This is a genomic window from Paenibacillus vandeheii (assembly GCF_030433635.1).
GTDB lineage: Bacteria > Bacillota > Bacilli > Paenibacillales > Paenibacillaceae > Paenibacillus > Paenibacillus vandeheii.
The window spans coordinates 78,131-101,037 of the sequence record NZ_JAROCD010000013.1; the positions used below are offsets into that span (position 1 = coordinate 78,131).

Consider the following 22,907-nt stretch of genomic DNA (forward strand, 5'->3'; position numbering starts at 1 on the left):
TACGTCATGTCCCTCCCGCATGTAACGGCATTTGAACAGGCCCTCATCCAGATCCGAATAAAATAGGCCAGTCAGTACACCCGATGAATAATATCCTCAAAATCGGGTTCCTTCATCTCCACATCCTCAATCTCGCCCCATTGCTCAAGCTGCTTCAGGATGTCCATCGTGCTCCACTCTTTTCGATTCACTTCGACGGTGACGACTTGGCCTTCTGCCCCTGTAATCTGAATGGCGGACGAGATGGCATCCGGCATATGAAACGAACCCCGATACGTCACCCGGATAAGGGTGGGCAGACCGATGGTGTCACGCAGGGAAGGGATCGAGCCGTCATACGTGAGTTGACCGTGATTAATCACCATCACCCGACTGCATAACTGCTCAATGTCGTCCATGTCATGGGTGGTCAGCAAAATCGTTTTGCCAAACTCTTCATTTAATGTACGAAGAAATTGACGAATGTTCCGCTTCGCATTTACATCCAGTCCAATGGTCGGCTCATCGAGAAAAAGCAGTTCCGGATCATGCAGCATCGAAGCTGCGAGATCGGCACGCATCCGCTGCCCAAGAGAGAGCTTGCGGACAGGTGTGGACCAGAATGATTCAAGATCCAGCAGCTCGGCGAACTGGCCCAAACGTCTCTTTTTGTCCTCGGCACGGACTCCGTACATCTCGGCCAAAATATCATACGAATCCTTCACGGGCAGATCCCACCAGAGCTGGCTGCGCTGTCCAAACACCACACCGAGACGTCCAACCGTGCGGCGTCTTTCCTGGTGTGGATTCATGCCACCGAGCAACACCTCACCCGAGGTCGGATGGAGGATACCCGTCAGCATTTTAATCGTGGTGGATTTGCCAGCCCCATTCGGGCCGATATAACCAACAAACTCTCCTTTGCCAATATCAAAGCTAATGTCTCGCACCGCTTCCTTGGACAGATATTCGCGTGAAAACAAGGTGCGAAGCCCGGAGAACCGGCCTTCGCGTACCACAGGCGTTTTGAATTCCTTTTGCAGATGCCGCGCTGTAATCATAGTCATGACGATATTTTCCCCCTTAGCTACCCGTACTTTGATATTTGGTTATACCGAATTTCCAGAACCGCAGACTTGCGGCCAAACTCAGGACGGCTACAACAACAATCGCAACAAGAACCCATGCACCTAATTCGCCGCGAAGCAGATAGAGTGACGGAACATAGTTGACGAAACCTACCGGGATCAAGGTCAGCAGAATACCAGACATCCATTTGGGATATAGCGTAAGCGGATATTGGGCAGCCGTACGGGCCGCATCCTCGGTGATGGTCTGCAGCTCCTCAATGCGTGTGGTCCAGAATCCAAGCGTTGCCGTGGCCAGTCCGATCGAAAAAAGAATAATGGACCCGGTCAGGATGACGAGCAGAGAGAAGGGGATGACAGTCCAGCCGATCTGTCCGCTATCCATCATGCCCGCCAGCGACCAGCAAAGAATAAACCCGCCTTGTAACACTTCACCAGCCATAATTCGAAAGTTTTGGGGCAGTAACGCCAGCAATACGGGCATGGGTCGGGTTAACAGTTGATCGAGTTCGCCGCCGACCAAATATTTTTCCAGATGATGCACTTCGTTGCCAAACGTTCGATATAACGTCTTGGATAGGGTCATGATCGCGAAGAGGTAACCGATTTCATGAAGGGACCAGCCTTTAATGGCTCCGAATTTGTGCAGCACGAGAGCAACCATCAGAAACTCGGAGATTTGAATCAATGCAGCCAGAACCGAGGCCATAATGAAATTGAACTTGTATTGCATCCGACTGCGGATGCTTGTTCGAATGAGCATTTTATATAAAGTGAACCAGGAAGTGGTTTTCATCCGCCCTGCACCTCCACTTTACGGCGAAGTACCTGTGTGATTGCCAGACAGACGAACGTCATGAGGACGCACCAAATCAAGGTTCCCCATAACAAGGAGCCGTTTTCGTAACCCAGATAGATTCGGGTTGGGACATAGAGCAGGAAAGGATAGGGTGATAACCAAGCGATTCGTTCCAGCCAGTCTGGCAGCCATTCCAGCGGGATGAAGAAACCTGCGAGCAGATTCATCATGGCGTGATTGCCCCAATGCAGCCAGGAAGACTCTGTAGTCCACATCGCGGTGGCGCCAATAATGTAATTCATACAGATGGATAAATAGGATGCGCCGGCAAGACCAATTGCGGTAAATAGCAGGGTTGAAGTTTCTGAGGGCCATTGCAGAGAAAATACGATGGAGAAGAGCAGGTAAATCGGAATGCTTTTGTACACGAACTGGTAGGCAATCTGCCCCCATTCACGTGCCATCAGGTGGGTGAACAGATGAACCGGCCGCATGAGATCAAGCGCGATCTGCCCTGTCCTGACCGTGAGTGGGATACCCAGTCCATTGGTGAGAAAACCTGAGATCCAGAGAGAGGATTGCGTAAACGCAATGTAACTGATCATCCCCTGTGTCCCGTATTCTCCGAGAGAGTGGTCGGCCCCGATGCCAATCCAGAGGCAGGCATACATGTAACCGAACATGGCGCTTGCCAGGTTATGTACCATGTGAGCCCCGCGGTATTGCAGGTTCCGGGAGTAGGCTTTGGAAGCCAGAGTGAAATAAAGCATGTGACACCTCCGATAAGTTGGTTGAACGGCGATTCCGTTCACTTCAGTCAAGGCGAAAAAGAGAGAAGGACAACAGCATACCAATTTATTCCTTCACAGGCAAGACATTTTTTTGGCATATACCGGAAGAAATGAGGCTGTTCAACAATGCGCCACAAGACAGCGGTTTGTCCGTTCCTTTATAATTGAGGGGCAAGAACGCAAACGTTTACAATATAAACTATTCAAATTATAAATAATCCGCCGGGTATGTGCCTGACGATTGAGGATACAGCTTCAACAATCCGGCAAGAGAGAAGGTTGGAATGAGGAAAATTGCATGGGTCACCGACAGTACGAGCACACTCGATCCGCTATTTGCTGAGCAGAATCATGTTTACATCGTACCTCTGCGCATTGTATTTGGAGAGGAATGTTACCGGGAGACGGAGGATATTTCATCGGAACTATTCTATGAGAAACTTGGGGAGGCATCACGGGCAAGCAGTTCACAGCCGCCGATTGGTGAATTTATCGAACTGTATGAGTCGTTGAAAGGCCAGTACGATGAGATTATTACCATTCATTGCTCCACTGCGCTTAGCGGAACGCTGCACACTTCGATGCAGGCTGCCGAGATTGCTGGTGTGACGATTACCGCCATTGATTCCAGAGCAGGTGCTTATCCGTTACGGGAGATGATTTTGCAAGGACTGGAATGGCAGAAGCAAGGCTATTCAACATCCGAAATCAAACTTCACATCGAGCAGATGATTGATAATATGTCCTTTTACCTCATTCCGGCCAGTCTTCAGCATCTTCACCGCAGTGGTCGTGTGTCGGGGACCCAGCTTATCCTTAGCCAATTGTTGAAGATTCATCTGCTCTTACGATTCGAAGAGGGCAAAGTGGTTGTAAATGAGAAAATTCGTACGTTCAAACGGGCCAAACAGCGCATGCTGGATGTGCTCAAGGTGGATATGGGGAAAGTGAAGCATGTATGCATCATGCATGCGAACAATCAGGAAGAAGCTGTTACAATCAAACAGCAGATTGCAGATTTGCTTCCCCGCATAAAGACGGAAATTATGCCTTTTATCCCTGTGGTAGGCATTCATGCAGGTGCGGGGACGATCGGGCTGTGCTGGATACGAAGCGAGACGGTATAGGATTTGTTTATTAGACCTGGCAGGTGGTTCACTTTGAAACATAAAGTGGCGATCCGGCCGGGTTTTTCGTATTTCATTGCCAATTCATGCAAACTGTGAGGTAATAAAGGAAAACGTTCATGTTGGAGGGAAGCTCGTGTCAAGTTATCGCTTGCTGCTTGTTGAAGATGATCGCTCAATTAGTGAGATGGTCGGTCCTTATTTGGAAAAAGAGGGCTATGACGTCTCTTATGCATATGACGGATTAGAGGCAGAACGCCAATTCAGCCAATCCCGGCCAGGCTATGATCTGGTCATCCTGGATCTGATGCTGCCGCATAAAAGCGGTATGGAAGTGCTTCAGGCGATCCGTGCCGTCAGTCTGGTGCCTGTTCTCATCCTGTCTGCGAAGGACGGGGAGGTGGACAAAGCCCTTGGACTTGGGTTCGGCGCTGATGATTACTTGAGCAAACCGTTCTCATTAATTGAGCTGACCGCCCGGATCAAGGCGGCTATTCGGCGTGCCAATTATAATGCACAGTCTGAGATTACAGCCCCTCCAAAGTCCCAGCGCATTGAGATTGGCGGCATTACGGTCGATATGGAGACGTATGAGGTGGAGCGGGATGGGACACCCGTAAGGCTCACCTCCAAGGAATTTGGCATTCTCAAGATGTTTGTAACCCATCCCGGCAAAGTATTTACCAAGGCTCAGATCTACGCTTCCGTCTGGAACGATCACTACTATGGTGACGAAAATATCATTAACGTTCACATGCGCCGTCTGCGCGAGAAACTGGAAGCTGATCCTTCAGAGCCGCGATACATCAAGACGCTGTGGGGGATTGGTTATAAGCTGGAGGTGGACCCGGGGTGACGCTGCTCTTTGCTGTTTCTACCATGATCTTGGCTATTATCGTTATCCTATTGAGCATAAGGATGCATAAACGCAGTAAAGATCTGTCCTACATCCATGAGAAATTAACGGCGATTGTGAAGCAAGGGAGCTTTGAGCGCCTGCTCGTGTTTAATAGTGATGCTCAAATCAGCCAGCTTCTCAAGGATGTCAACGAGCTGCTGGATTATGCCCATCGGGCCAAAGCGGGTTATGCCAATCAGGAGAAGGAGATGCGCAATATGCTCTCCAACATCTCACATGACCTGAAGACGCCGCTAACGGTCGTGCTCGGTTATAGTGAAACACTCCTGCACAGCACTCCCCTAACAGATCAGGAACGCGTGATCATGACTGGCAAAATTCAGGATAAGGCGCAGGAGGTGCTGCGTCTGATTCATTCTTTTTTTGACTTGGCGAAGCTGGAGTCTGGAGACACCGAGCTTGCACTGACAAAGGTTAATGTAAGCGAATTGTGCCGAGTGAAGATGCTTTCTTTTTATGAGATGTTAACGAATCTGGGTCTGCAAGTGGAGCTGGAGATTCCCGAAGCAGATATCTTTGTGAGAGCCAACGAAGAAGCACTGGACCGTGTACTGGATAATCTGATTACCAATGCCATGAAATATGGAGCGGATGGCAAGATGCTTGGTCTTTCACTCGATTATTCGACAGGGGAGCAGGTAAAGCTTAACGTCTGGGACCGGGGCAGGGGTATTCCAGAACAGGAGCACAGCCGTGTATTCGAACGCATGTATACGCTGGAGGATTCCCGTAATCGTCTCTATCAGGGTAGCGGACTGGGGCTGACCATTACGAAGCGGCTGGTGGAGCGAATGGGTGGGAGCATTGATTTGCGTAGTGTTCCTTATGAACGAACGACGTTTTCGGTTGTTTTAAAACCCTTTTAGGTGCATTCAATAAGGACTTCGTTAAGCTTAAGATTTTTGTAAGATTTGAGTAATAAAAAATAAAACTTTTCTCTTTACAATACAGATATAAGAACCCGTCAGGGACGAACGTAAAGGAGAATAAGAACATGACATATATTGCGCGGACGATAGGTGTGACCAAAACCTATGCAGGGACAGAGGTTGTATCCAACGTCAATATGAATATCAAGCAGGGGGAGATTTACGGGTTTCTTGGTCCGAATGGAGCGGGAAAAACGACCATGATGAAAATGCTGACCAACCTGGTCAAACCGACGGTAGGGGAGATTGAATTGTTCGGTGAGAAGCTGACCCCTACGTCCTATGAACTCCTGAAACGTATGGGCAGCATCATTGAATATCCTTTTTTCTATGATCAGTTGTCCGCGAAGGAGAATTTGGAGCTCCATTGTGAATACATGGGATTCTACAACAAAAAGGTCATTGACAACATGATGGAAAATGTAGGGCTGAAGGACACGGGCAAGAAGCCGGTACGAGACTTCTCTTTGGGGATGAAACAGCGTCTGGGCATCGCCCGTGCGCTTATCACAACACCGGAACTGCTCATTTTGGATGAACCGATTAATGGGCTCGACCCCGTAGGTATAAAGGAGATGCGCGATTTATTCAAACGTCTCAGCTCCCAGTATCGGATTACTCTGTTAATCTCCAGTCATATCCTTGGGGAGATCGAACAGATTGCGGACACCGTCGGGGTCATTCGGAATGGACGTCTGGTCGAGGAAGTATCAATGGACAGCATCCGCGGCAGCCACAGCGAATACATTGAACTGCAAACGCTGGACCCGCGTAAAGCGGCCTATGTCCTGGAGCACCAATTGGAGTTGAATAATTATAAAATGGTCAATGACCAAACCATACGCATCTATGATCCAGGTATTGCTCCATCGCAATTGACAGGTAAGCTGATCCAGCATGGGGTTGAGATTGAATCCATTTTCAAAAGGGCACATTCATTGGAAGAACACTTCATGAACTTAATGAAGGGGGATGAGGACGTTGCTTAAACTAATCCAGCTGGAACTGCGCAAACATCGGTTTGCCCGGAATTTCAGAACCGCAGGTATTGCCATTCTCGTCCTGATCCTGTTTCTATTCCTGATTGGGTACACCGATTTGGGTGCTGAAGATTATGCCTTTGCCGATTACTCCGTTTCCTTTATGTTAATCGATACGTTTGCCAGAGCTGTTTTTATCATCTTTGGCGGTGCGCTGATCTCGAAGCTGATTATCAGTGAGTATCGAAATAAAACGATGAATGTCATGTTTACCTATCCGATTAAACGGCATAAAATCATTGCTGCCAAATTGATTATAGTGTTTGTTTTTACTTTCATGATGATTTTGTTAACCGATGTGCTGATGGGGGCATTATTAGTTGCGGTAAACCATTTCTATGACTTCATTCCCGATACGTTGACGTTGCGTGATGCATGGGTACTGCTGCTGAAGTATGTCGTCAGTTCCCTCTCCGCTGCAGGCATGGCCCTGATTCCCTTATTCTTCGGGATGCGTAAACATTCGGTCACGACTACTTTGGTGTCATCCATTTTGCTTGTTATGGTGGTATGTTCGGGCTTTAACGGGCCTTCGTTTTCAATTAACATGATTATCGTGATTCCCCTGACATTGGGGGCCATAGGAATATGGGTTGCTTCACTGTCCATGTTCAGTCTGGAGACAAAAGATATGAACTGAATTCCTCTGGAAACCATACTCCGTATGGCTTCAGATGCCATTGACATCCGCTCGTACAAGGGATAGGATAATGTCAACTGAAGGACGAAGGAGAATGCAACTACCATGACGATTCCAAAAACATTAACAATAGCTGGTTCGGATACGAGCGGAGGCGCAGGGATTCAGGCAGATTTGAAAACTTTTCAGGAGCTTGGTGTGTATGGCATGACGGTGCTGACTACTGTTGTGGCGATGGAGCCTGACACGTGGGATCACCAGGTCTTTCCTGTGGAATTAAATGTAGTAGAGGCACAGCTGCGTACCGTTCTGGATGGTATCGGTTTTGATGCAATGAAGACGGGCATGCTGGGTTCTGTAGACATCATTGAATTGGTTGCAAAGCATATCCGCCGGAGTGGATTGCCACAGATTGTTATCGATCCGGTAATGGTCTGTAAAGGTACGGACGAGGTGCTGCAACCTGAGAATACAGAAGCGATGATTGAATTCCTGTTGCCGGGTGCTGATCTGGTTACCCCGAATTTATTTGAAGCATCGCAGCTGGCGAAAAGCGGACTAATCCGCTCCAAGGAGCAGATGGAAGCTGCGGCAGCTGTCATTCACGCTCATGGGGCGAAGCATGTCCTGATCAAGGACAGAGGCGTTATTAACCCGGGCAAAGCGATGGATCTTCTCTATGACGGAACGAACTACGAATGGTTTGAAGCCGATGTTGTTGGCTCCGGATACACACACGGTGCAGGTTGCACCACATCTGCGGCTATTACCGCAGGTTTGGCGCGCGGTCTGACCGTGAAAGAGGCTGTTCGTGAAGGTAAAGCCTTCGTGACCAAAGCGATTGCTGGTGGATTCCCGCTGAACCGCTTTGTTGGCCCAACATTGCATGTGGCACACCGACTGGAGCATCAAAGCTAAGCGGTGCGCACGTGTAGTGTGTAATCGCGGAGAAAAAGCGTGGTTTCAACCAGAGTAGCTGTCAATGAGCAGGATGTTGCTCGTTGACGGCTTCTTTTTTTTGTGGCTGCTTATAAAATTTAGTAACTTCTGGTATATATTAATCGTATATAAGATGGAGTCCGTTCCAGAACATGGATGGACACACGGACGACACATGGAATCGTTATGTTATCAACAGAATGCTAAAAGGAGAGTCGGCCATGGTCAGAACAGTGCTTCTGGTGGAAGACGAAAGCCGCATTCGTGAGATTGTGGCCGATTATTTCATAAAAGAACAATGGAACGTGATTGAAGCAGAACATGGGGTTGAGGCGTTGGAATTGCTGGCACTGCATGAAGTGGATCTGGTCATTCTGGATGTGCTGATGCCGGAAATGGATGGATGGACCCTATGTGGGCATATTCGTTCTCAGTCTACCGTACCTATTATAATGCTGACTGCGAGATCGGAAGATGATGACAAGATTCATGGCTTTCAGCTTGGTGTGGATGATTATGTAACGAAGCCTTTCAGTCCTCGTGTGCTAGTGGCACGTGCAGAGACATTAATGAAACGGGTAGAGGGTGCAGTTAGCAGAGAGCAGGGCGTAATCCGGTTTGGACATGTAACACTCGATCCCTGGGCTCGTCGGCTTGAGAAGGATGGAGCTGAGGTGGAGCTTGCACCCAAAGAGTATGATCTGCTGCTGTATTTAACTCGTAATCAGGGAATTGTATTGTCCCGTGATGCCATTCTCAACCGGGTATGGGGATACGACTTTGATGGAGACTCCCGCGTTGTGGATACCCATATTAAGAAACTGCGCAGCAAACTTGGCGATGAAGCCAAGTGTATCCGTACCGTCATTGGTACCGGCTATCGATTCGAGGTTGAGGCATGAGACGTAACGGTGTAACGATGAAGCTGTTTCTGGTCATGGCCGGGTTCCTTCTCCTTCTATATGGAACCACGGTGATTGCCCAACTGGTCTGGTTCCCGGACTTTTACCAGCATCAGAAAATTAGCAGTATTAAGAAAAATCTGACCAAATTCGAGCAGCAATATTCAGCCGGACATTGGAGTGATGTGCAGCTGGCCAAGGAAACCGGGAATTTCATGCGACAGAATCAATCGCATCTGGTCATCCTGACGAATACGGGTAAGCTGGTCAATGACCCGTTCCACATTATATTGCTCCGAGAGGATGGCACGCAGGTGAAGGTATCCTTGTCACTGTTTATCAACAGTGAGAATGCAGGCTGGATTGCTTCCCATCTCAAATATGGACAGCAATTAACTGTAACAGGTCCAGCCAGTGGGTTGACGGAACCGATGGTTTATCCATTTAAGATCAAAGATACCAGCTCTTCTGTGTGGGGAACAGAAAGTTTTCAGGAATTAGCTGAACCGGTACAGGAATGGTCGGGGGTATTAACGGATGTGGTTCTTCCTAATCTGGCAACCTGGAGTCAAAGGCAGGGCTTGCTTGTGCAGGCGCTGGACAGCCGCTTCCCGCTGGCTAAGGAAGATCAGCAGAGTCTGGCCAATGGTAAGATGATCAATGAAGAATGGACTGATAGCTGGAGCGGTGTACGAAATGTGCTTACCATTGCACCTGTACACAGCTCCGGACCCCAGCAGCAACTTATTTTCTCGCTGACATCACTGCAAGAAATGAGAGAGGCGAGTAAAGCGACGCAGCTATTCTATGCGTATTTCGGTATTGCTGCATTTGTACTCATTGTATTCCTTTCCCTGCTCTTATCCCGAATTGTTACCAAACCCTTGCTCGCTCTGAACCATGTTGCCAAAAAAATGTCGACCCTTGATTTTACCGTGAAATCGCCGATTCGCCGCAATGATGAAATTGGCAGCCTTTCCGACAGCCTGAACGCATTATCAACGACACTGGGTCAGACCCTGGAAGAGCTAAGGCAGGCTAACAGCCAGATGCGTACGGATATGGAAATGAAGCAGCAGATCGAACAACGGCAGCGTAAATTTTTTGCCGATGCGTCTCACGAGCTCAAAACCCCGATTAGCATCATCAAAGGGTATTCCGAAGGGTTAAAGGATGGTGTAAGTGAGGGCAAGCGAGAGCGATATATTGAGATCATTGCCGATGAAGCTGTGAAAATGGAAACGATGGTAGAAGAGATGCTGGATCTGGTACGGCTTGAATCCCAAGCCGTTAGGCTGAATACAGATGCAGTGGCTCTTGGAGATATGATTGAGGATATTGCGGGACGCCTTGGGCCGCAATTGAAGGATAAAGGGCTGGAAGTTGTGCTTGTATCCACCACAGAACAGTCTGTGGAAGGGGATCGCAGCAAGCTGGAGCAAGTGATCTACAATATGATGATGAATGCCATACGCCATGCCGTTCCCCATACCGATATTGTGATTGAGATCAGCAGGCCGGAAGGGCAGGTTCGAATCTCGATTGAGAATAAAGGGGAACGGATTTCGGAAGCCGAACGCCAGTATATCTGGGAAAGGTTTTACCGGGTGGAGCGTTCACGTAATCGTAAAATGGGGGGGACCGGGCTGGGCCTGGCCATTGCGAAGCAAATTCTCGATCTGCACGGATGCAGCTATGGCGTAGAAAATACGCCGGATGGAGTCCGTTTTTATATTATTTTTCCTAATGCTTAGTACGAAAGGGAGTCAAGTCTATGAAATCTTTACCGTCCATTCTAACGTTGGGCAACCTAACTTCAGGCATGCTGGCTGTCATAATGGCTATCCATGGCGAGTTTGCGCTGGCTGTGACGCTGATTTGGGTAGCGATGTTCTTTGATCTGTTTGACGGGTTCGCTGCCCGGAAATTGCATTGTGAAGGGGAGTTCGGCAAAGCGCTGGATTCACTGGCTGATGTCATTTCGTTCGGAACAGCCCCTGTGCTGATCCTGTATTTGAACTCTATGTACGAAGTAAGTACGCTGGGTATGGCGCTGACAGCACTATTCCCGGTATGTGGTGCATTGCGTCTCGCCCGTTACAATTGCCAGAAGACAGCAAGCCATGGTTTTGTTGGCATGCCGATTACGTTTGCAGGCGGTCTGATGTCCTTTTTTGCGCTCTGGAGTCCTTATTTCACTCATGGTGTAGCCTATCTTGTCATTATCGTATTATCCGGTCTTATGGTTAGCCAAATCCGATTCCCGTCTCTAAAACAAGTGCTAGCCCCCCATGAGAAGGATATTGTGGAGCCGAAATAAGGAGCGAGTCAGTATGGAATTTGCAAGAGAATTTATTGGTCAATATGGTTATTTCGCAATCTACGGTCTGCTGGCTCTTGGCGTGATTGGCATGCCTATTCCGGATGAGGTGATGATGACCTTTGTCGGTTATCTCGCCTCCATCTCTGTGCTGAATTATTCGGTGTCCATCGTTGTCAGCTTTGGCGGAGCGTTCACCGGAGGACTTCTGAGTTACACCATTGGCAAAAAGGCCGGTCGGCCACTGGTGGAGAAGTATGGTAAATGGGTCGGGGTCAACGCCAAACGGCTGGGCAGAGTGGAGTCTTGGTTTTTGAAATACGGATACTGGTCCATCATACTGGGATACTTCATTCCAGGCATTCGTCATCTGATGTGCTGCTTCTCCGGGATTAGCCGTATGGCTATGGGGCGTTACGTTCTGGTCTCCGGCATTGGGGCGTTTATATGGTGTGTTGTCTTTATATCCATCGGTTTTTATGTAGGGGTGCTAACTTAAAATGGGACAGCCTGTTATGAACAGGCGAGGATAAAGACCTTTTGCATGTAAGGGGTCTTTTTTTGTTTGTACATGAATCAACTCTATGGAAAATATAAAAAAAGCCCACCGTGGAATTTCCACGGCGAGCTGATACATAACATTTCGTTTTACCCACTTAAATGCGAGTCTTCAATGCCTTGTTCAACACGGGCTTCGCCTTTTTTACGAGCAAAGGTGATTTTGAGCAGAGGTGGCGTAACCAGTGTTGTAATGATAACCATAATAACCACACTAGTGAAATATTCAGGGTCCAGTAATCCGGAAGCGAGTCCGGTGGAGGCGATAATAAGAGCAACTTCCCCCCTGGAAATCATACCTGATCCAATTGCCAAGGATGAGGCCCGATCAAATCCAGTCAGCCGTGCACCTGCTCCTCCGCCGAGAAGCTTGGTAACAATGGCGATAAGACTGATGACAACAATGAACCAAATCTGTGAACCGACACCCTCAAAGGTAACATTCAAGCCAATACTTACAAAGAATACGGGGACAAAAATGCTGTAAGCAATTGGCTCAAGTTTGGTTTCGACTTCATGTTTGAAGTTGGTTTGGGAGATGGCGATACCCGCCGCAAATGCACCGATAATCCCGGCAACACCCATCCACTCGGCAAAGTACGAAAAACCGAAACAGATGATCAGGCCCGCGGTAATGACGGTCTCCGTAACCTTCAGCGGTGCCATCCATTTCATGATGCGTGGAACAAGGAACCAGCTGGCAGCGATAATAATAACAAAGAACAGCAGCTTTTTACCAATGAGAAGCGGGATGGATGTGTCTCCAGCACCTGTTCCGAGCAAGCTCATCATGACAGCGAGAATGACCACGACCAAGACATCATCTACAACAGCTGCCCCCAGAATCGTAGTGCCTTCACGTGAGCCCAACTGATCCATGTCCTTCAACGTCTGGACAGAGATACTTACGGATGTTGCACAGAACAAAAGTCCAAAGAACAATGCATGTGTCTGCGACATGCCAAAGGCTATTGCGGAACCGTAACCCCCCATAAAAGGTAAAATAATACCCCCAACGGCTACGGCAAAGGCCGCCTTCCAGTTTTTCTTCAATTGCTCCAAATCGGTCTCAAGTCCGGCAATGAACATGAGCAGCAGTACCCCAATTTCGGCCATATAATGGATGAAATCATTCGGTTGAACCCAACCGAGCAAAGCAGGTCCGAGAATGACACCAACGATCAATTTACCCAATACGGACGGTTGACCAAGTCTTACCGACAAATCTCCGGCTAACTTGGTGAAAATCAGAATTAGCGCAAGAACCAAAATAAATTCCATAGGTGTGCTCCTCTCCAGCAGTAGCGTTTATAGGGTTACCTGTCCAAGGGGGGATCATTCCAAGCCTAAAGAACAAAAAAAGGCATAAAACAGCGCTTGTAAAAGTGCCGCTTTATGCCTTAAAAAAAGACAAGGAGGGCCCTTGGTGACAGGCTCCTCCAGTTCAACGCGTATGTGTTTAATTGCATTAATTATACCACAAATACAGGATGGGGTAAACCAGTGAAGGCGAGCTTTTAATGAAAATGGCCTTAAGGGGGCATTTTAAAGGAACCTGACAAGGCTTTTTGTTCAGAGTGTTGTCACTTAACAGTCGAGATATGGCAAGATATAATGAGATAGAACATAGAAGTTAGGATATGAGGAGGATTTTTCATTGGGCAAACAGGACAAAGGGGACCCGAACATTCAATCCAATCAGATTGCCCCGACCAGTAATAAAAATTTCGCAGGTCTCATTATTACCATTTCCATTCTCGCCAACGTCATTATTTTATTGTTGTTCTTTGCACCATCTATCGGATACAAAGGCGATGTGGCCTTTGACATTACAATTTTGCCGCGGTTTAACGCCGTGTTCAACAGCTTTACCTTTATCTTTCTGCTCGCGGCACTAATTGCCATCATCAAACGGAATGTAAAACTGCACAAAAGGTTTATCCTTGCTGCATTCTCAACGACGCTTTTATTTTTAGTTACGTATTTGTCGTTTCATTATCTGTCTCCTGAGACGTCCAAATACGGCGGGGAAGGTATCATTCGTTCCATCTATTTCTTCATTCTGATTTCGCACAGCATATTGGCAGCCATCATTGTGCCGCTTGCTCTGTTCACTCTGGTATGGGGCTGGACAAATCAATTGAAGAAACACCGTAAAATTGCTCGCTGGACGATGCCAATCTGGCTCTACGTTAGTTCAACGGGAGTAGTTGTATATCTGATGATGGCACCTTACTATTAATCATTTCACATATCATGGGCATATCCGGCTCGCCTTGCGGGTAATGGTTTCATGGAAGGAGGATTCACGCTTATGTACAGAGTTGTATTGATTCGCCATGGACAGAGTATGTGGAACGTGGAGAACCGTTTTACCGGTTGGACGGATGTGGATCTGACGACCGATGGATACGGAGAAGCACGGAAAGCGGGAAAGATCCTGAAGGAACAGGGTTTTGATTTTGACTACGCCTATGCTTCGGTACTTAAACGCTCCATTCGTACACTGGATATTGCTCTCGATGAGATGGATCGGATGTGGATTCCGATTACGAAGACGTGGAAGCTGAACGAACGTCACTATGGGGCACTGCAAGGACTGAACAAACAGCAGACTGCGCTGAAGTATGGCGAGGACCAGGTGATGGAGTGGAGACGCTCCGTCAGCATATCTCCCCCAGCCCTGGACGAAACAGATGATCGTTATGTTCAGGATCAGGACAAATATCAACGGTTGGGCTGTACCATCCCGCGTACCGAGAATTTGATGGATACATCGAAGCGGGTGCTGGAGTACTGGAATGCAGAGATCAAGCCGGTTGTGTCAGCAGGCAAAAGGGTGCTGATCTCCGCGCACGGAAATACGCTCCGTTCACTCGTCATGCATCTGGACCAAATGTCCGAGGCGGATGTAATGGCGCTTAATATTCCGACAGGCATTCCGTTGGTCTACGAACTGGATGAAGATTTGCATCCGATCGGTCACTTTTACCTGACTGCGGATGGCTCTACGTACAAACATGAGGAAATGACTCATGTCGCGCCACCGTCCGATTGATTGAATGCTAAGACAGCACGTTAGAAAATGGCTCCTGAATTCTCAGGGGCCATTTTTTTACGTTATAACAGGCCATTCTTTAAATTTAGAGATGGCATCTGACGTTTCGTTTTTCTCCTACAGGGTAAATTCAAGCAAGACACAATGTACATTAATCCTGAAGGAGGAACAACATATGTCTAAGAAAAGTGGAATCATTGTAACAGCTATTGGAGCAGGCGTGACTTACTTGATGAGGAACAAACAGGCAAGGGATAAGCTGTTCACTACGGTGTCAGGACTGATGAAAAATTCAAGTTCATCTTCAAGACCGACTTATGGAAGCAAAACAGGTTCACGTGTGGATTTAAAATAGATTTTGGTATAGAAGTACTTTGCATGAGAAGCCCGGAGCTGGTACGGTCCCGGGTTTTTGTGTGCGCTCATATGTCATATGCGATTTTTGCCAGCAAGAATGATACAATGGAAACTTGCAGAACGTATGAAAGGGGATGTGCAACTTATGAAGAAAAATCGTCTGGGTTCATCCGAACTCATGGTTGGTGAAATTGGGCTTGGCTGTATGTCGCTTGGAATCGAAGCGGGACCTGCCGTCGCCTTGATTCATGAAGCATTGGATCGTGGTGTTAATCTTCTGGATACCGCTGACCTCTATGATGCGGGGAAAAACGAGGAAATCGTGGGACAGGCCATTCAGGGCCGCAGGGATCAGGTGATTGTGGCAACCAAAGTTGGCAATCGTCGCCTACCGGGGAAAGAAGGCTGGTCATGGGACCCGTCCAAAGCCTATATCAAACAGGCTGTTCGAGACAGTCTGAAACGGCTTCAGACGGATTATATTGATCTGTATCAGCTGCATGGCGGTACAATGGATGATCCAATCGAAGAGACGATTGAAGCCTTTGAGGAACTGAAGCAGGAAGGGCTTATCCGGTATTACGGTATATCCTCCATTCGTCCTAACGTAATTCGGGAATATGTGCAGAGGGCTTCCATTATCAGCGTAATGAATCAATACAGCGTAGCAGATCGTCGGGCCGAAGAGGAAGTATTGCCTTTATTGGAGCAAAAGGGCATTAGCATTATCGCTCGTGGACCCGTAGCAAGTGGGGTTCTCGCCGATTCTGGTGCTGCCAAGGCAGATAAAGGTTATCTGGATTATACACCAGAGGAGTTGCATTCCATTCGCCAAGGACTGAGCCGTTTGGTTACAAACAATCGCAGCATGGCTCAAACCGCCATTCGTTATGCACTAGCGCATCCAGCTGTTGCCGCTGTTGTGCCAGGAGCCAGTTCGAGAGAGCAGTTGCTGCATAATATTGCAGCCTCGGAATCAGCAGCACTTACGGATGCGGAGATTAACGAAATACGGGAGCTCAGCCCTGCCAATCTGTACAAGCAGCACCGCTAAACGTTGGCAGCCTATTTTCAATTGTAACTATAAGAGGTACAATGAAGGTCGACCATAAAGAATCAAACAAGGGAGAGAAGACATATGGAAAGAATTCAAAGTGAGCAACAATATCGCGATACGATCAATTCTGACGGGCTTACCGTCATTAAATTTGATACAACCTGGTGTCCGGATTGCAAAAACCTAGATCGTTTTATCGGGGATGTTATCGACCAGCATGCGGATAAAACCTTCTATGCCCTGGATGCAGAAGAGTTCCTTCCTTTTGCTGAAGAGAACGGTGTACGCGGCATTCCAAGTCTACTGGTATTCCAGAACGGCAAGAAAATTGCGCATCTGCACAGCAAATGGGCAAAAACACCTGCTCAAATCTCGGAGTACCTGCAGACTTTGGAGTCCAAGGTATAAGCGGAATCAGTTTGTTTAGATCGCAGTAGTTATACGAAACACACACCTCCTATCGCTGATAGGAGGTGTTTTTGATGTTGGGGCGAGGAGGAAGGATGCTGTTCACAAATGAAATCGAATTGTTGAGAGTTTGTTAAGTACGCTCTCGTATAATGTTCAGGATAAACTAAATATTGGGGTGACAGAGACGGAGATGAGCAATACGATTCTTAAAGAAATGCATCAATTGAGTCATGAGGATGAACTGAGATACCTTTTATTGATGAGAGGTGTGAAACAACTGTTGGAAGAAAGAAAGCGTAATAGGAAGCATATTATTAAAAGAATCAGGTATCTAAAGAAATTAAATAAAGTTCAGGCCAGAAAGTGGTCCTAATTTTGTTTAGTACATAAAAATGGCGACCAGGTTCCGTAGGGAAACAGGTCGCCATTGGCTTTTTTATTACATGCCTTGAAGATAGGGTTACATCATTAAAATGATAAAGAATACGGCTGCCAGCACGAAGCGATAGATTGCAAAGACGGTCAGGCTCAGTTTTTTCAAAATGGACAGGAACGTCTTGATGGCAAGCATGGCTACGATAAATGCGGCAATGAATCCAATCGCGAAGATCGGGAAATCGCTGATATTCAGGTGATCGATACTTTTGTACAGATCATATCCTGTGGCTCCGATCATAATCGGCACAGAGACCAGAAATGTAAATTCCGCTGCTGCAACCCGGCTTACTCCTGCGAACAGTCCACCCGAGATCGTCGAACCGGAACGGGAGAAGCCTGGCCATAATGCGAGAATCTGAAAAAGCCCCACAACAAATGCCTGTTTATACGTAATATCGTCTACATCATGGGTTGTAATGCGCTCGCTGCGGTGACTCCAACGTTCAGCCACAATCATCAGAATACCACCTATAACGAGACTGTACAGTACCGTCTGTGCACCAAACAAATGCGCTTTGATCCAGTCTCGGAATACAAGTCCAATGACCACGGCAGGAACCATCGCCAAAAAGATATGTATGAGGTTCAGACGGGAGGTGTAGCTCCTTTTGCCTCCGGTGAAGCGGAACATATCAATGAATTTGTTCCAGTACAGCACAACGACAGCTAGTACAGCTCCGAGTTGCACAACCACCTCAAACGTTTTGACTGACTCGTTGTCCTCCGATAATCCCAGCAAGTGGGCAGTCAGAATCATGTGTCCGGTCGAGGACACGGGCAAAAACTCAGTCAAACCTTCGATGATGCCCATAATAATTGATGATATAAAGTCCAATTCTCTTCCTCCTTGAAATGCAGATGACAGCGTAAAGGCTGTCCTGCGTGACAATGCCCGTTCATTTGAACAAGGCTATCATCTATTATGATCACAAATGCGCTCAACTTCAACTTATGCTTGTAATGAATTGTTTAAAACTATATTGACAAAAACCTAGTTATCCAATAGGATATACATTAACTGACTGACTGATCAATCGGGAGGGTAGGCAAATGTCTAAAAACAATCATTTGGAACCCGGAGAAGAACGCCGGGACCAAATTATACGCATAGCGATGGAGCGTTTTGCAACCCAGGGCTACCATCAGACCAAAATTTCTGATATCGTCCGCGAAGCCGGTGTAGCGCAAGGCACCTTTTACTGGCACTTCAAAAGCAAGGAAGCCATTGCCTCGGAGATTGTATTAACTGGCAGGGAGGAGCTGCTTGAAGCGATCGGGCAAGGTTACCGCAAGGATGCCGGATCGGTTGAGGATATGGTGAGAGCTTCGGAACGGCTGTTCACCGACCTGTTTTCCTTTGCAGCGGACAATCGTTACTTTATGGAATTGTTGCTCAAAGGCATCGTGTCGGAAGAGTCGGTACGTCGTTTGGTTGAAGAGACACGGGGTGCGGTAGAACAAGCATTTCGTCACAACATGCAGCGGGCCATTGAATTGGGCATGCTGCCACAGTCCATGGATGTTCCGCTCCGCGCTGCGCTGCTGGTTAGCATGATTGAAGGTATGATTACGCGCTGGCTGTTTGGCTCGGAAGAGTTGCACAGCGAGTTCTCATCAATGACCGCAACAAAGCTCGCAGCTGAGGCGGCAAGCTTTGAGTTTTACGGACTGCTCGGCATTTAAAGGTGTGATGGCCCCGGAGGTTTATTTTCAACAACGGGATTAACTATTCACATGATTAAGCCAGCAGCAGGGAATAATGGGTACAACTGTAGTTAGAGAACTAAGGGAACATAATTTTCAACAAGACATGACTAGATGGATGAGAGGAAGTTAATGACATGAATAAAACATATGGAATGAAATCTCGCAAAGGCTGGACTTTAACAGCCCTGCTGTTAATGACGGTGCTGGTACTGAGCGCTTGTGGCAATAAAGCTACGGACAATGGAAGCAGTAATGGAGCACAGGCAAACAATGAACTGGAGCAGATCAAGTCTGCTGGCGTCATCAAAGTGGGGATGATGGGCACATACGCCCCATACAACTTCCTGAACGATAAGAAAGAAATGGACGGCTACGATGCCGATATCGCACGTGAGGTTGCGAAGCGTCTTGGGGTTGAGGTTGAATTTGTATCCCAGGAGTTCTCCGGCCTGACACCAAGTCTGCAAGCCAAAAAGCTGGATGCCATCATCAGCCAGATGACGATCACCGATGATCGGAAGAAAGTACTGGATTTCAGTGATCCGTATATTACCAACCAAGTCAAAATCATTGTGAAAAGTGATAACAACGATATTACCAAGTTGGAAGATTTCAAAGGAAAAACGATTGGCGTAGGTCTGGGTACGAATGATGAAACATATCTGCGTAATGAAGTGTTGCCAAAAGTGGGCGACTTTACGATTAAAACCTATGATGATGTGATCTCTTCACTCAAAGACCTGAATGCTGGACGGATTGATGCCACAATCAACAACATGTATGCGCTGAAACCCATTGTGGATGCCAACGGATTAAATATCAAAGCCGTAGGTGAACCGATTAAGAGTGACCAGGCAGGTATTGCTGTGCGCAAAGACAATCCGGAACTCGTAGCAGCACTGAATGATGCGCTCAAAGGCATGAAAGATGACGGTACGTACAATACCATTTTCAAAAAATGGTTTGGTGAAGAGCCTGCGCAATAATGAACCGGCAGGGCGAAGGGAAGTTTGATCGATGGAATTGGTATTTGAGAATATCCCCTTCTTTTTGAAGGGGGCATACTACACGCTGTATGTAACTGTAATCTCCATGTTTTTTGCTTTTATCATCGGGGTGCTCGTCGCTATCGCGCGTCTGAAAGGACCGATGTGGCTCAGGATGATCGCCCGTTTCTACGTATCCATCATGCGGGGAACCCCGCTGCTGGTGCAATTATTCGTTATTTATTACGGATTGGTCGATTATGGTGTAACCTTGGGCTCACTCACGGCAGCCTGCCTCGGGCTTAGTCTGAATGCAGGTGCGTTTCTGTCCGAAACGTTCCGCGGAGCCATTCAGGCTGTACCGAAAGGACAGACGGAAGCTGCATACGCAACGGGAATGACGCCGGCTCAAGCGATGAGACGGATTATCTTCCCGCAGGCTGTTCGCATTGCCATCCCGCCAATGGGGAACACGTTTATTGGCATGCTGAAGGAAACATCCCTTGTGGCAGCGATTGGTGTTACCGAGTTGTTGCGGTCAGCACAATTGCTTGTATCACAATATGCGGTGAATATGCCGTTTTATCTGGCGATTGGCGTGATCTACTGGATCATGAGTATCGGCTTCTCGTCCATTCTGGAACAAGTGGAGCGCCGGCTGGCCCGGGCTTACTGATAGGAGGGGAGAACCGATGATTACAACGACAGGATTGACCAAACGTTTTGGAAAAAATGAAGTTCTCACAAATATAGATCTGCATGTCGATGCAAAAGATATTGTTGTACTGCTGGGACCCAGTGGATCAGGCAAAAGTACGTTGCTGCGCTGTCTGAACGGTCTGGAAGAGCTCTCTGGCGGAAAGATTGAAGTCAATGGAGTGGTAGTAGACAGTACCGATTCGCAGCGAATCCAGCGGTCAAGGGTACTGGAAATCCGCCGACAGACCGGTATGGTATTCCAGCAGTTCAACTTGTATCCGCACAAGACGGTGCTTGGCAATGTGATGGAAGGTCTCGTGACAGTGAAAAAAATCAAGCGGGACGAAGCGGCCGAACGCGGCCGGATTCTGCTGGATCGGGTCGGGCTGTCGGACAAGCAGGATGCATATCCATCCCGTTTGTCTGGTGGACAACAGCAGCGTGTGGCGATTGCTCGCGCACTTGCCATGGAGCCAGAAGTAATGCTGTTTGACGAGCCTACCTCAGCCCTTGATCCTGAACTGGTGGGAGAAGTGCTCTCCGTTATGAAGGAGCTGGCACAGGAAGGCATGACGATGCTGGTGGTCACGCATGAATTGAAGTTTGCCCGGAATGTGGCGAACAAAATCGTCTTTATGGCGGATGGATCGATCGTGGAAGAAGCAAGTCCACAGGCTTTTTTTGAACATCCAACGCAGGAGCGGACACGCAGATTTTTGCAGCAAATTACTGAATTCTAAGAATTCTCAGAGATAGCAGAATGAGTGAAGGGGACGGAATCGATTCTGAAGAAGCGCAGCGTTCGCTTTTGTCTCCGGAAGAACAATCCGTACCCTGAACGGATATCTGCAGAGCGTAAACTATTCTAAGAAAGAAGGATAAACATCATGAATGTAACAACTGTATGGAAAGGCAAACGCGCGTTTACTTCCGAAGGACCCTCTGGCTACGCGGTTGGCATGGATGCCACAGCTGCTTATGGTGGTGACAGCAAGGGTGCTACACCCATGGAATTGTTACTGGCGGGTCTCGGAGGCTGCATGGGGATCGATATCACGATGATTCTGGACGCTTTCCTGGACAAAATAACAGGGATCGAGATTGAGGCTCAAGGTACACGCAGCGAAGATATGCCAAAAGGTTTTACTGCCATTGACCTGATCTTCAAAGTAGACGGCGATATCCCGGATTACCGGATCTGGAAAGCCATCCAAATGGCTGAAGAGAAGTATTGTGCAGTTTCCGCTTCGCTGAGCGCAGATATTCATCCCAAGCTGATTTTGAATGGGGTAGACACTCCGCGTCCATAACGGTACCTGATAAATTGTATATTGCAGAGGCACTTCCAATCATGGGAGTGCCTTTTTTGGCTTTTTTTACACCATCGGTCAGTAAGAAACAGTCAGTAAACAGGTCAGGCAGGCTGTTGAGCCAGGTCCCAGATGCCCATAATTTTCGTGATGGCCTGATCAAGCGTTGCAAAAGGAACGCCGTCCCGGGCTTGTGTAGAAATACCTTGCATAAAGGTATCAAAAACGGTGGTCAGCATCGAGATATTAGTGGAGGCAGGCAGTTCACCGATCTCCACAGCACGCTGGATGCATGCCTGCAGACGGCCGCGAGTCAGCTTTCTTTTCTCAGCGACGATGTCACGAATATGATTGTTTCTGGAAGAACATGTGCTGGCTGACAGCACAATTAAACAGCCGGATGGATGGGTGCTGTCTGTTTGCATTTTGGCGGTACTTTTTAAAGTTGTTTCAATCGCTTTTCTTGGAGACAGCGTAAGATCGGAGAAGCTTTCCGTTACGCGTCCAAACGTACCCATATATCGTTCTACCGCTTCTTTATACAGAGCTTCTTTGGACTCAAAGGCCGCATAGAAGCTGGCAGCAGAAATATCACCCATGGCCGCTCGAAGCTGAAGCAATGAGGTGGCCTCGAATCCTTGTTCCCAAAAGAGCATCATTGCCTGCAATAAGGCTTCTTCCCGATCAAAAATGCGCGGACGTCCGGTTCTAGCCATAAGAAATCCCCCCTTGTTTTTCTTAATTATATACTAATCGATCCAAAAGTCGTTGACAAGATGGGAGAGGCTGGATAATATAAGGAATGATCGATCCATAATTCGATTATTGTCCTATATTATCTGAAAAGGAGCTG

At 47.7% G+C, this 22,907-nt stretch carries 26 protein-coding genes; 20 read left to right on the forward strand and 6 right to left on the reverse strand.

From position 1 onward, the window contains the following. Window positions 1–71: 71 nt before the first annotated feature. Genes P5G61_RS24165 through P5G61_RS24175 form a run of 3 tightly spaced genes read right to left on the reverse strand, consistent with a single transcriptional unit; the run spans window position 72 to window position 2,636 of the window. Window positions 72–1,040 carry an ABC transporter ATP-binding protein gene (locus tag P5G61_RS24165; RefSeq protein WP_301248885.1) on the reverse strand — a complete coding sequence of 323 codons (969 nt, stop codon included), beginning with the start codon at window positions 1,038–1,040 and terminating at the stop codon, window positions 72–74. Window positions 1,041–1,062: 22 nt separating this feature from the next. After that, window positions 1,063–1,863, reverse strand: coding sequence for an ABC transporter permease (locus tag P5G61_RS24170; protein WP_301248770.1), 801 nt, complete (start codon window positions 1,861–1,863; stop codon window positions 1,063–1,065). Next, entirely contained in the window at window positions 1,860–2,636 is a 777-nt protein-coding gene (locus P5G61_RS24175; RefSeq protein WP_285079686.1) for an ABC transporter permease, read from the reverse strand. The genes P5G61_RS24170 and P5G61_RS24175 overlap by 4 nt, the downstream gene beginning before the upstream one ends. A 305-nt stretch (window positions 2,637–2,941) precedes the next feature. Here P5G61_RS24175 and P5G61_RS24180 point away from each other — a divergent pair, with 305 nt between their 5' ends. The 10 genes from P5G61_RS24180 to P5G61_RS24225 all read left to right on the forward strand — a co-directional run bounded on the left by P5G61_RS24180 (window position 2,942) and on the right by P5G61_RS24225 (window position 11,972). Then, window positions 2,942–3,784 (forward strand): DegV family protein, encoded by an 843-nt coding sequence (locus tag P5G61_RS24180; RefSeq protein ID WP_301248771.1) that lies wholly within the window; start codon window positions 2,942–2,944, stop codon window positions 3,782–3,784. 187 nt (window positions 3,785–3,971) lie between these two features. Continuing rightward, entirely contained in the window at window positions 3,972–4,640 is a 669-nt protein-coding gene (locus tag P5G61_RS24185; RefSeq protein WP_435874286.1) for a response regulator transcription factor, read from the forward strand. A gap of 23 nt (window positions 4,641–4,663) precedes the next feature. Beyond that, the gene (locus P5G61_RS24190) at window positions 4,664–5,569 is read left to right on the forward strand and encodes a sensor histidine kinase (RefSeq protein WP_301248886.1); all 906 of its coding nucleotides are present in this window, start codon (window positions 4,664–4,666) and stop codon (window positions 5,567–5,569) included. A 128-nt stretch (window positions 5,570–5,697) separates the two neighbouring features. Beyond that, window positions 5,698–6,621: an ABC transporter ATP-binding protein gene (locus tag P5G61_RS24195; protein WP_301248773.1), complete on the forward strand. Its 924-nt coding sequence runs from the start codon at window positions 5,698–5,700 to the stop codon at window positions 6,619–6,621. Beyond that, complete coding sequence (locus P5G61_RS24200; protein ID WP_301248774.1) at window positions 6,614–7,312, forward strand: ABC transporter permease; 699 nt, start codon at window positions 6,614–6,616, stop codon at window positions 7,310–7,312. Before P5G61_RS24195 ends, P5G61_RS24200 begins: the two co-directional genes overlap by 8 nt. Window positions 7,313–7,417: 105 nt before the next feature. Then, window positions 7,418–8,230 carry a bifunctional hydroxymethylpyrimidine kinase/phosphomethylpyrimidine kinase gene (gene thiD / locus P5G61_RS24205; protein WP_024631442.1) on the forward strand — a complete coding sequence of 271 codons (813 nt, stop codon included), beginning with the start codon at window positions 7,418–7,420 and terminating at the stop codon, window positions 8,228–8,230. Window positions 8,231–8,472: 242 nt separating this feature from the next. Continuing rightward, window positions 8,473–9,153 (forward strand): response regulator transcription factor, encoded by a 681-nt coding sequence (locus tag P5G61_RS24210; RefSeq protein ID WP_285079692.1) that lies wholly within the window; start codon window positions 8,473–8,475, stop codon window positions 9,151–9,153. Further along, window positions 9,150–10,907 carry a sensor histidine kinase gene (locus P5G61_RS24215; RefSeq protein ID WP_301248775.1) on the forward strand — a complete coding sequence of 586 codons (1,758 nt, stop codon included), beginning with the start codon at window positions 9,150–9,152 and terminating at the stop codon, window positions 10,905–10,907. The genes P5G61_RS24210 and P5G61_RS24215 overlap by 4 nt, the downstream gene beginning before the upstream one ends. A 20-nt stretch (window positions 10,908–10,927) precedes the next feature. Then, on the forward strand, window positions 10,928–11,473 hold the full coding sequence (gene pssA / locus P5G61_RS24220; RefSeq protein WP_024631439.1) for a CDP-diacylglycerol--serine O-phosphatidyltransferase: 546 nt from the start codon (window positions 10,928–10,930) through the stop codon (window positions 11,471–11,473). A gap of 13 nt (window positions 11,474–11,486) precedes the next feature. Further along, a complete protein-coding gene (locus P5G61_RS24225) occupies window positions 11,487–11,972 on the forward strand; it encodes a DedA family protein (RefSeq protein WP_024631438.1) in 486 nt (161 codons plus the stop codon). 149 nt (window positions 11,973–12,121) lie between these two features. On the opposite strand, the gene P5G61_RS24230 is transcribed toward P5G61_RS24225, so the two are convergent. Next, window positions 12,122–13,312, reverse strand: a complete 1,191-nt coding sequence (locus tag P5G61_RS24230; RefSeq protein WP_024631437.1) for a cation:proton antiporter — start codon at window positions 13,310–13,312, stop codon at window positions 12,122–12,124. Window positions 13,313–13,688: 376 nt separating this feature from the next. On the opposite strand from P5G61_RS24230, the gene P5G61_RS24235 reads away from it, so the two are divergent. The 5 genes from P5G61_RS24235 to P5G61_RS24255 all read left to right on the forward strand — a co-directional run bounded on the left by P5G61_RS24235 (window position 13,689) and on the right by P5G61_RS24255 (window position 16,911). Then, a complete protein-coding gene (locus P5G61_RS24235) occupies window positions 13,689–14,273 on the forward strand; it encodes a DUF420 domain-containing protein (RefSeq protein WP_024631436.1) in 585 nt (194 codons plus the stop codon). A 72-nt stretch (window positions 14,274–14,345) separates the two neighbouring features. Further along, window positions 14,346–15,089 carry a 2,3-diphosphoglycerate-dependent phosphoglycerate mutase gene (gene gpmA / locus P5G61_RS24240; RefSeq protein WP_301248776.1) on the forward strand — a complete coding sequence of 248 codons (744 nt, stop codon included), beginning with the start codon at window positions 14,346–14,348 and terminating at the stop codon, window positions 15,087–15,089. 175 nt (window positions 15,090–15,264) lie between these two features. Continuing rightward, a complete protein-coding gene (locus P5G61_RS24245) occupies window positions 15,265–15,444 on the forward strand; it encodes a hypothetical protein (protein ID WP_094937074.1) in 180 nt (59 codons plus the stop codon). A 147-nt stretch (window positions 15,445–15,591) separates the two neighbouring features. Further along, a complete protein-coding gene (locus P5G61_RS24250) occupies window positions 15,592–16,500 on the forward strand; it encodes an aldo/keto reductase (protein ID WP_301248777.1) in 909 nt (302 codons plus the stop codon). An 84-nt stretch (window positions 16,501–16,584) separates the two neighbouring features. Then, complete coding sequence (locus P5G61_RS24255) at window positions 16,585–16,911, forward strand: thioredoxin family protein (protein ID WP_024631432.1); 327 nt, start codon at window positions 16,585–16,587, stop codon at window positions 16,909–16,911. Between the two features lie 463 nt (window positions 16,912–17,374). Here the strand turns inward: P5G61_RS24255 and P5G61_RS24260 are convergent, their stop codons facing one another. After that, window positions 17,375–18,163, reverse strand: a complete 789-nt coding sequence (locus P5G61_RS24260) for an undecaprenyl-diphosphate phosphatase (protein ID WP_301248888.1) — start codon at window positions 18,161–18,163, stop codon at window positions 17,375–17,377. A 239-nt stretch (window positions 18,164–18,402) separates the two neighbouring features. On the opposite strand from P5G61_RS24260, the gene P5G61_RS24265 reads away from it, so the two are divergent. The 5 genes from P5G61_RS24265 (at window position 18,403) to P5G61_RS24285 (ending at window position 22,054) form a co-directional block, all read left to right on the forward strand. Further along, on the forward strand, window positions 18,403–19,035 hold the full coding sequence (locus P5G61_RS24265; protein WP_301248779.1) for a TetR/AcrR family transcriptional regulator: 633 nt from the start codon (window positions 18,403–18,405) through the stop codon (window positions 19,033–19,035). A 176-nt stretch (window positions 19,036–19,211) separates the two neighbouring features. Next, window positions 19,212–20,045 carry a substrate-binding periplasmic protein gene (locus tag P5G61_RS24270; RefSeq protein WP_301248889.1) on the forward strand — a complete coding sequence of 278 codons (834 nt, stop codon included), beginning with the start codon at window positions 19,212–19,214 and terminating at the stop codon, window positions 20,043–20,045. Between the two features lie 31 nt (window positions 20,046–20,076). Continuing rightward, window positions 20,077–20,721: an amino acid ABC transporter permease gene (locus P5G61_RS24275; RefSeq protein WP_301248781.1), complete on the forward strand. Its 645-nt coding sequence runs from the start codon at window positions 20,077–20,079 to the stop codon at window positions 20,719–20,721. Between the two features lie 16 nt (window positions 20,722–20,737). Continuing rightward, window positions 20,738–21,484 (forward strand): amino acid ABC transporter ATP-binding protein, encoded by a 747-nt coding sequence (locus tag P5G61_RS24280; protein ID WP_079350127.1) that lies wholly within the window; start codon window positions 20,738–20,740, stop codon window positions 21,482–21,484. Window positions 21,485–21,631: 147 nt separating this feature from the next. After that, on the forward strand, window positions 21,632–22,054 hold the full coding sequence (locus tag P5G61_RS24285; protein WP_301248783.1) for an OsmC family protein: 423 nt from the start codon (window positions 21,632–21,634) through the stop codon (window positions 22,052–22,054). A 104-nt stretch (window positions 22,055–22,158) separates the two neighbouring features. Here P5G61_RS24285 and P5G61_RS24290 read toward each other — a convergent pair whose 3' ends face one another. Next, window positions 22,159–22,770 (reverse strand): TetR/AcrR family transcriptional regulator, encoded by a 612-nt coding sequence (locus P5G61_RS24290; RefSeq protein WP_301248784.1) that lies wholly within the window; start codon window positions 22,768–22,770, stop codon window positions 22,159–22,161. Window positions 22,771–22,907 lie beyond the last annotated feature (137 nt).

Excerpts from the sequence above, each read along its gene's own strand:
- P5G61_RS24165 (WP_301248885.1), bottom strand. The coding sequence starts at position 1,040 with ATGATTACAGCGCGGCATCTGCAAAAGGAATTCAAAACGCCTGTGGTA.
- P5G61_RS24170 (WP_301248770.1), bottom strand. The coding sequence starts at position 1,863 with ATGAAAACCACTTCCTGGTTCACTTTATATAAAATGCTCATTCGAACA.
- P5G61_RS24175 (WP_285079686.1), bottom strand. The coding sequence starts at position 2,636 with ATGCTTTATTTCACTCTGGCTTCCAAAGCCTACTCCCGGAACCTGCAA.
- P5G61_RS24180 (WP_301248771.1), top strand. The coding sequence starts at position 2,942 with ATGAGGAAAATTGCATGGGTCACCGACAGTACGAGCACACTCGATCCG.
- P5G61_RS24185 (WP_435874286.1), top strand. The coding sequence starts at position 3,972 with ATGGTCGGTCCTTATTTGGAAAAAGAGGGCTATGACGTCTCTTATGCA.
- P5G61_RS24190 (WP_301248886.1), top strand. The coding sequence starts at position 4,664 with ATGATCTTGGCTATTATCGTTATCCTATTGAGCATAAGGATGCATAAA.
- P5G61_RS24195 (WP_301248773.1), top strand. The coding sequence starts at position 5,698 with ATGACATATATTGCGCGGACGATAGGTGTGACCAAAACCTATGCAGGG.
- thiD (WP_024631442.1), top strand. The coding sequence starts at position 7,418 with ATGACGATTCCAAAAACATTAACAATAGCTGGTTCGGATACGAGCGGA.
- P5G61_RS24210 (WP_285079692.1), top strand. The coding sequence starts at position 8,473 with ATGGTCAGAACAGTGCTTCTGGTGGAAGACGAAAGCCGCATTCGTGAG.
- P5G61_RS24215 (WP_301248775.1), top strand. The coding sequence starts at position 9,150 with ATGAGACGTAACGGTGTAACGATGAAGCTGTTTCTGGTCATGGCCGGG.
- pssA (WP_024631439.1), top strand. The coding sequence starts at position 10,928 with ATGAAATCTTTACCGTCCATTCTAACGTTGGGCAACCTAACTTCAGGC.
- P5G61_RS24225 (WP_024631438.1), top strand. The coding sequence starts at position 11,487 with ATGGAATTTGCAAGAGAATTTATTGGTCAATATGGTTATTTCGCAATC.
- P5G61_RS24230 (WP_024631437.1), bottom strand. The coding sequence starts at position 13,312 with ATGGAATTTATTTTGGTTCTTGCGCTAATTCTGATTTTCACCAAGTTA.
- gpmA (WP_301248776.1), top strand. The coding sequence starts at position 14,346 with ATGTACAGAGTTGTATTGATTCGCCATGGACAGAGTATGTGGAACGTG.
- P5G61_RS24245 (WP_094937074.1), top strand. The coding sequence starts at position 15,265 with ATGTCTAAGAAAAGTGGAATCATTGTAACAGCTATTGGAGCAGGCGTG.
- P5G61_RS24250 (WP_301248777.1), top strand. The coding sequence starts at position 15,592 with ATGAAGAAAAATCGTCTGGGTTCATCCGAACTCATGGTTGGTGAAATT.
- P5G61_RS24255 (WP_024631432.1), top strand. The coding sequence starts at position 16,585 with ATGGAAAGAATTCAAAGTGAGCAACAATATCGCGATACGATCAATTCT.
- P5G61_RS24260 (WP_301248888.1), bottom strand. The coding sequence starts at position 18,163 with ATGGGCATCATCGAAGGTTTGACTGAGTTTTTGCCCGTGTCCTCGACC.
- P5G61_RS24265 (WP_301248779.1), top strand. The coding sequence starts at position 18,403 with ATGTCTAAAAACAATCATTTGGAACCCGGAGAAGAACGCCGGGACCAA.
- P5G61_RS24270 (WP_301248889.1), top strand. The coding sequence starts at position 19,212 with ATGAAATCTCGCAAAGGCTGGACTTTAACAGCCCTGCTGTTAATGACG.
- P5G61_RS24275 (WP_301248781.1), top strand. The coding sequence starts at position 20,077 with ATGGAATTGGTATTTGAGAATATCCCCTTCTTTTTGAAGGGGGCATAC.
- P5G61_RS24280 (WP_079350127.1), top strand. The coding sequence starts at position 20,738 with ATGATTACAACGACAGGATTGACCAAACGTTTTGGAAAAAATGAAGTT.
- P5G61_RS24285 (WP_301248783.1), top strand. The coding sequence starts at position 21,632 with ATGAATGTAACAACTGTATGGAAAGGCAAACGCGCGTTTACTTCCGAA.
- P5G61_RS24290 (WP_301248784.1), bottom strand. The coding sequence starts at position 22,770 with ATGGCTAGAACCGGACGTCCGCGCATTTTTGATCGGGAAGAAGCCTTA.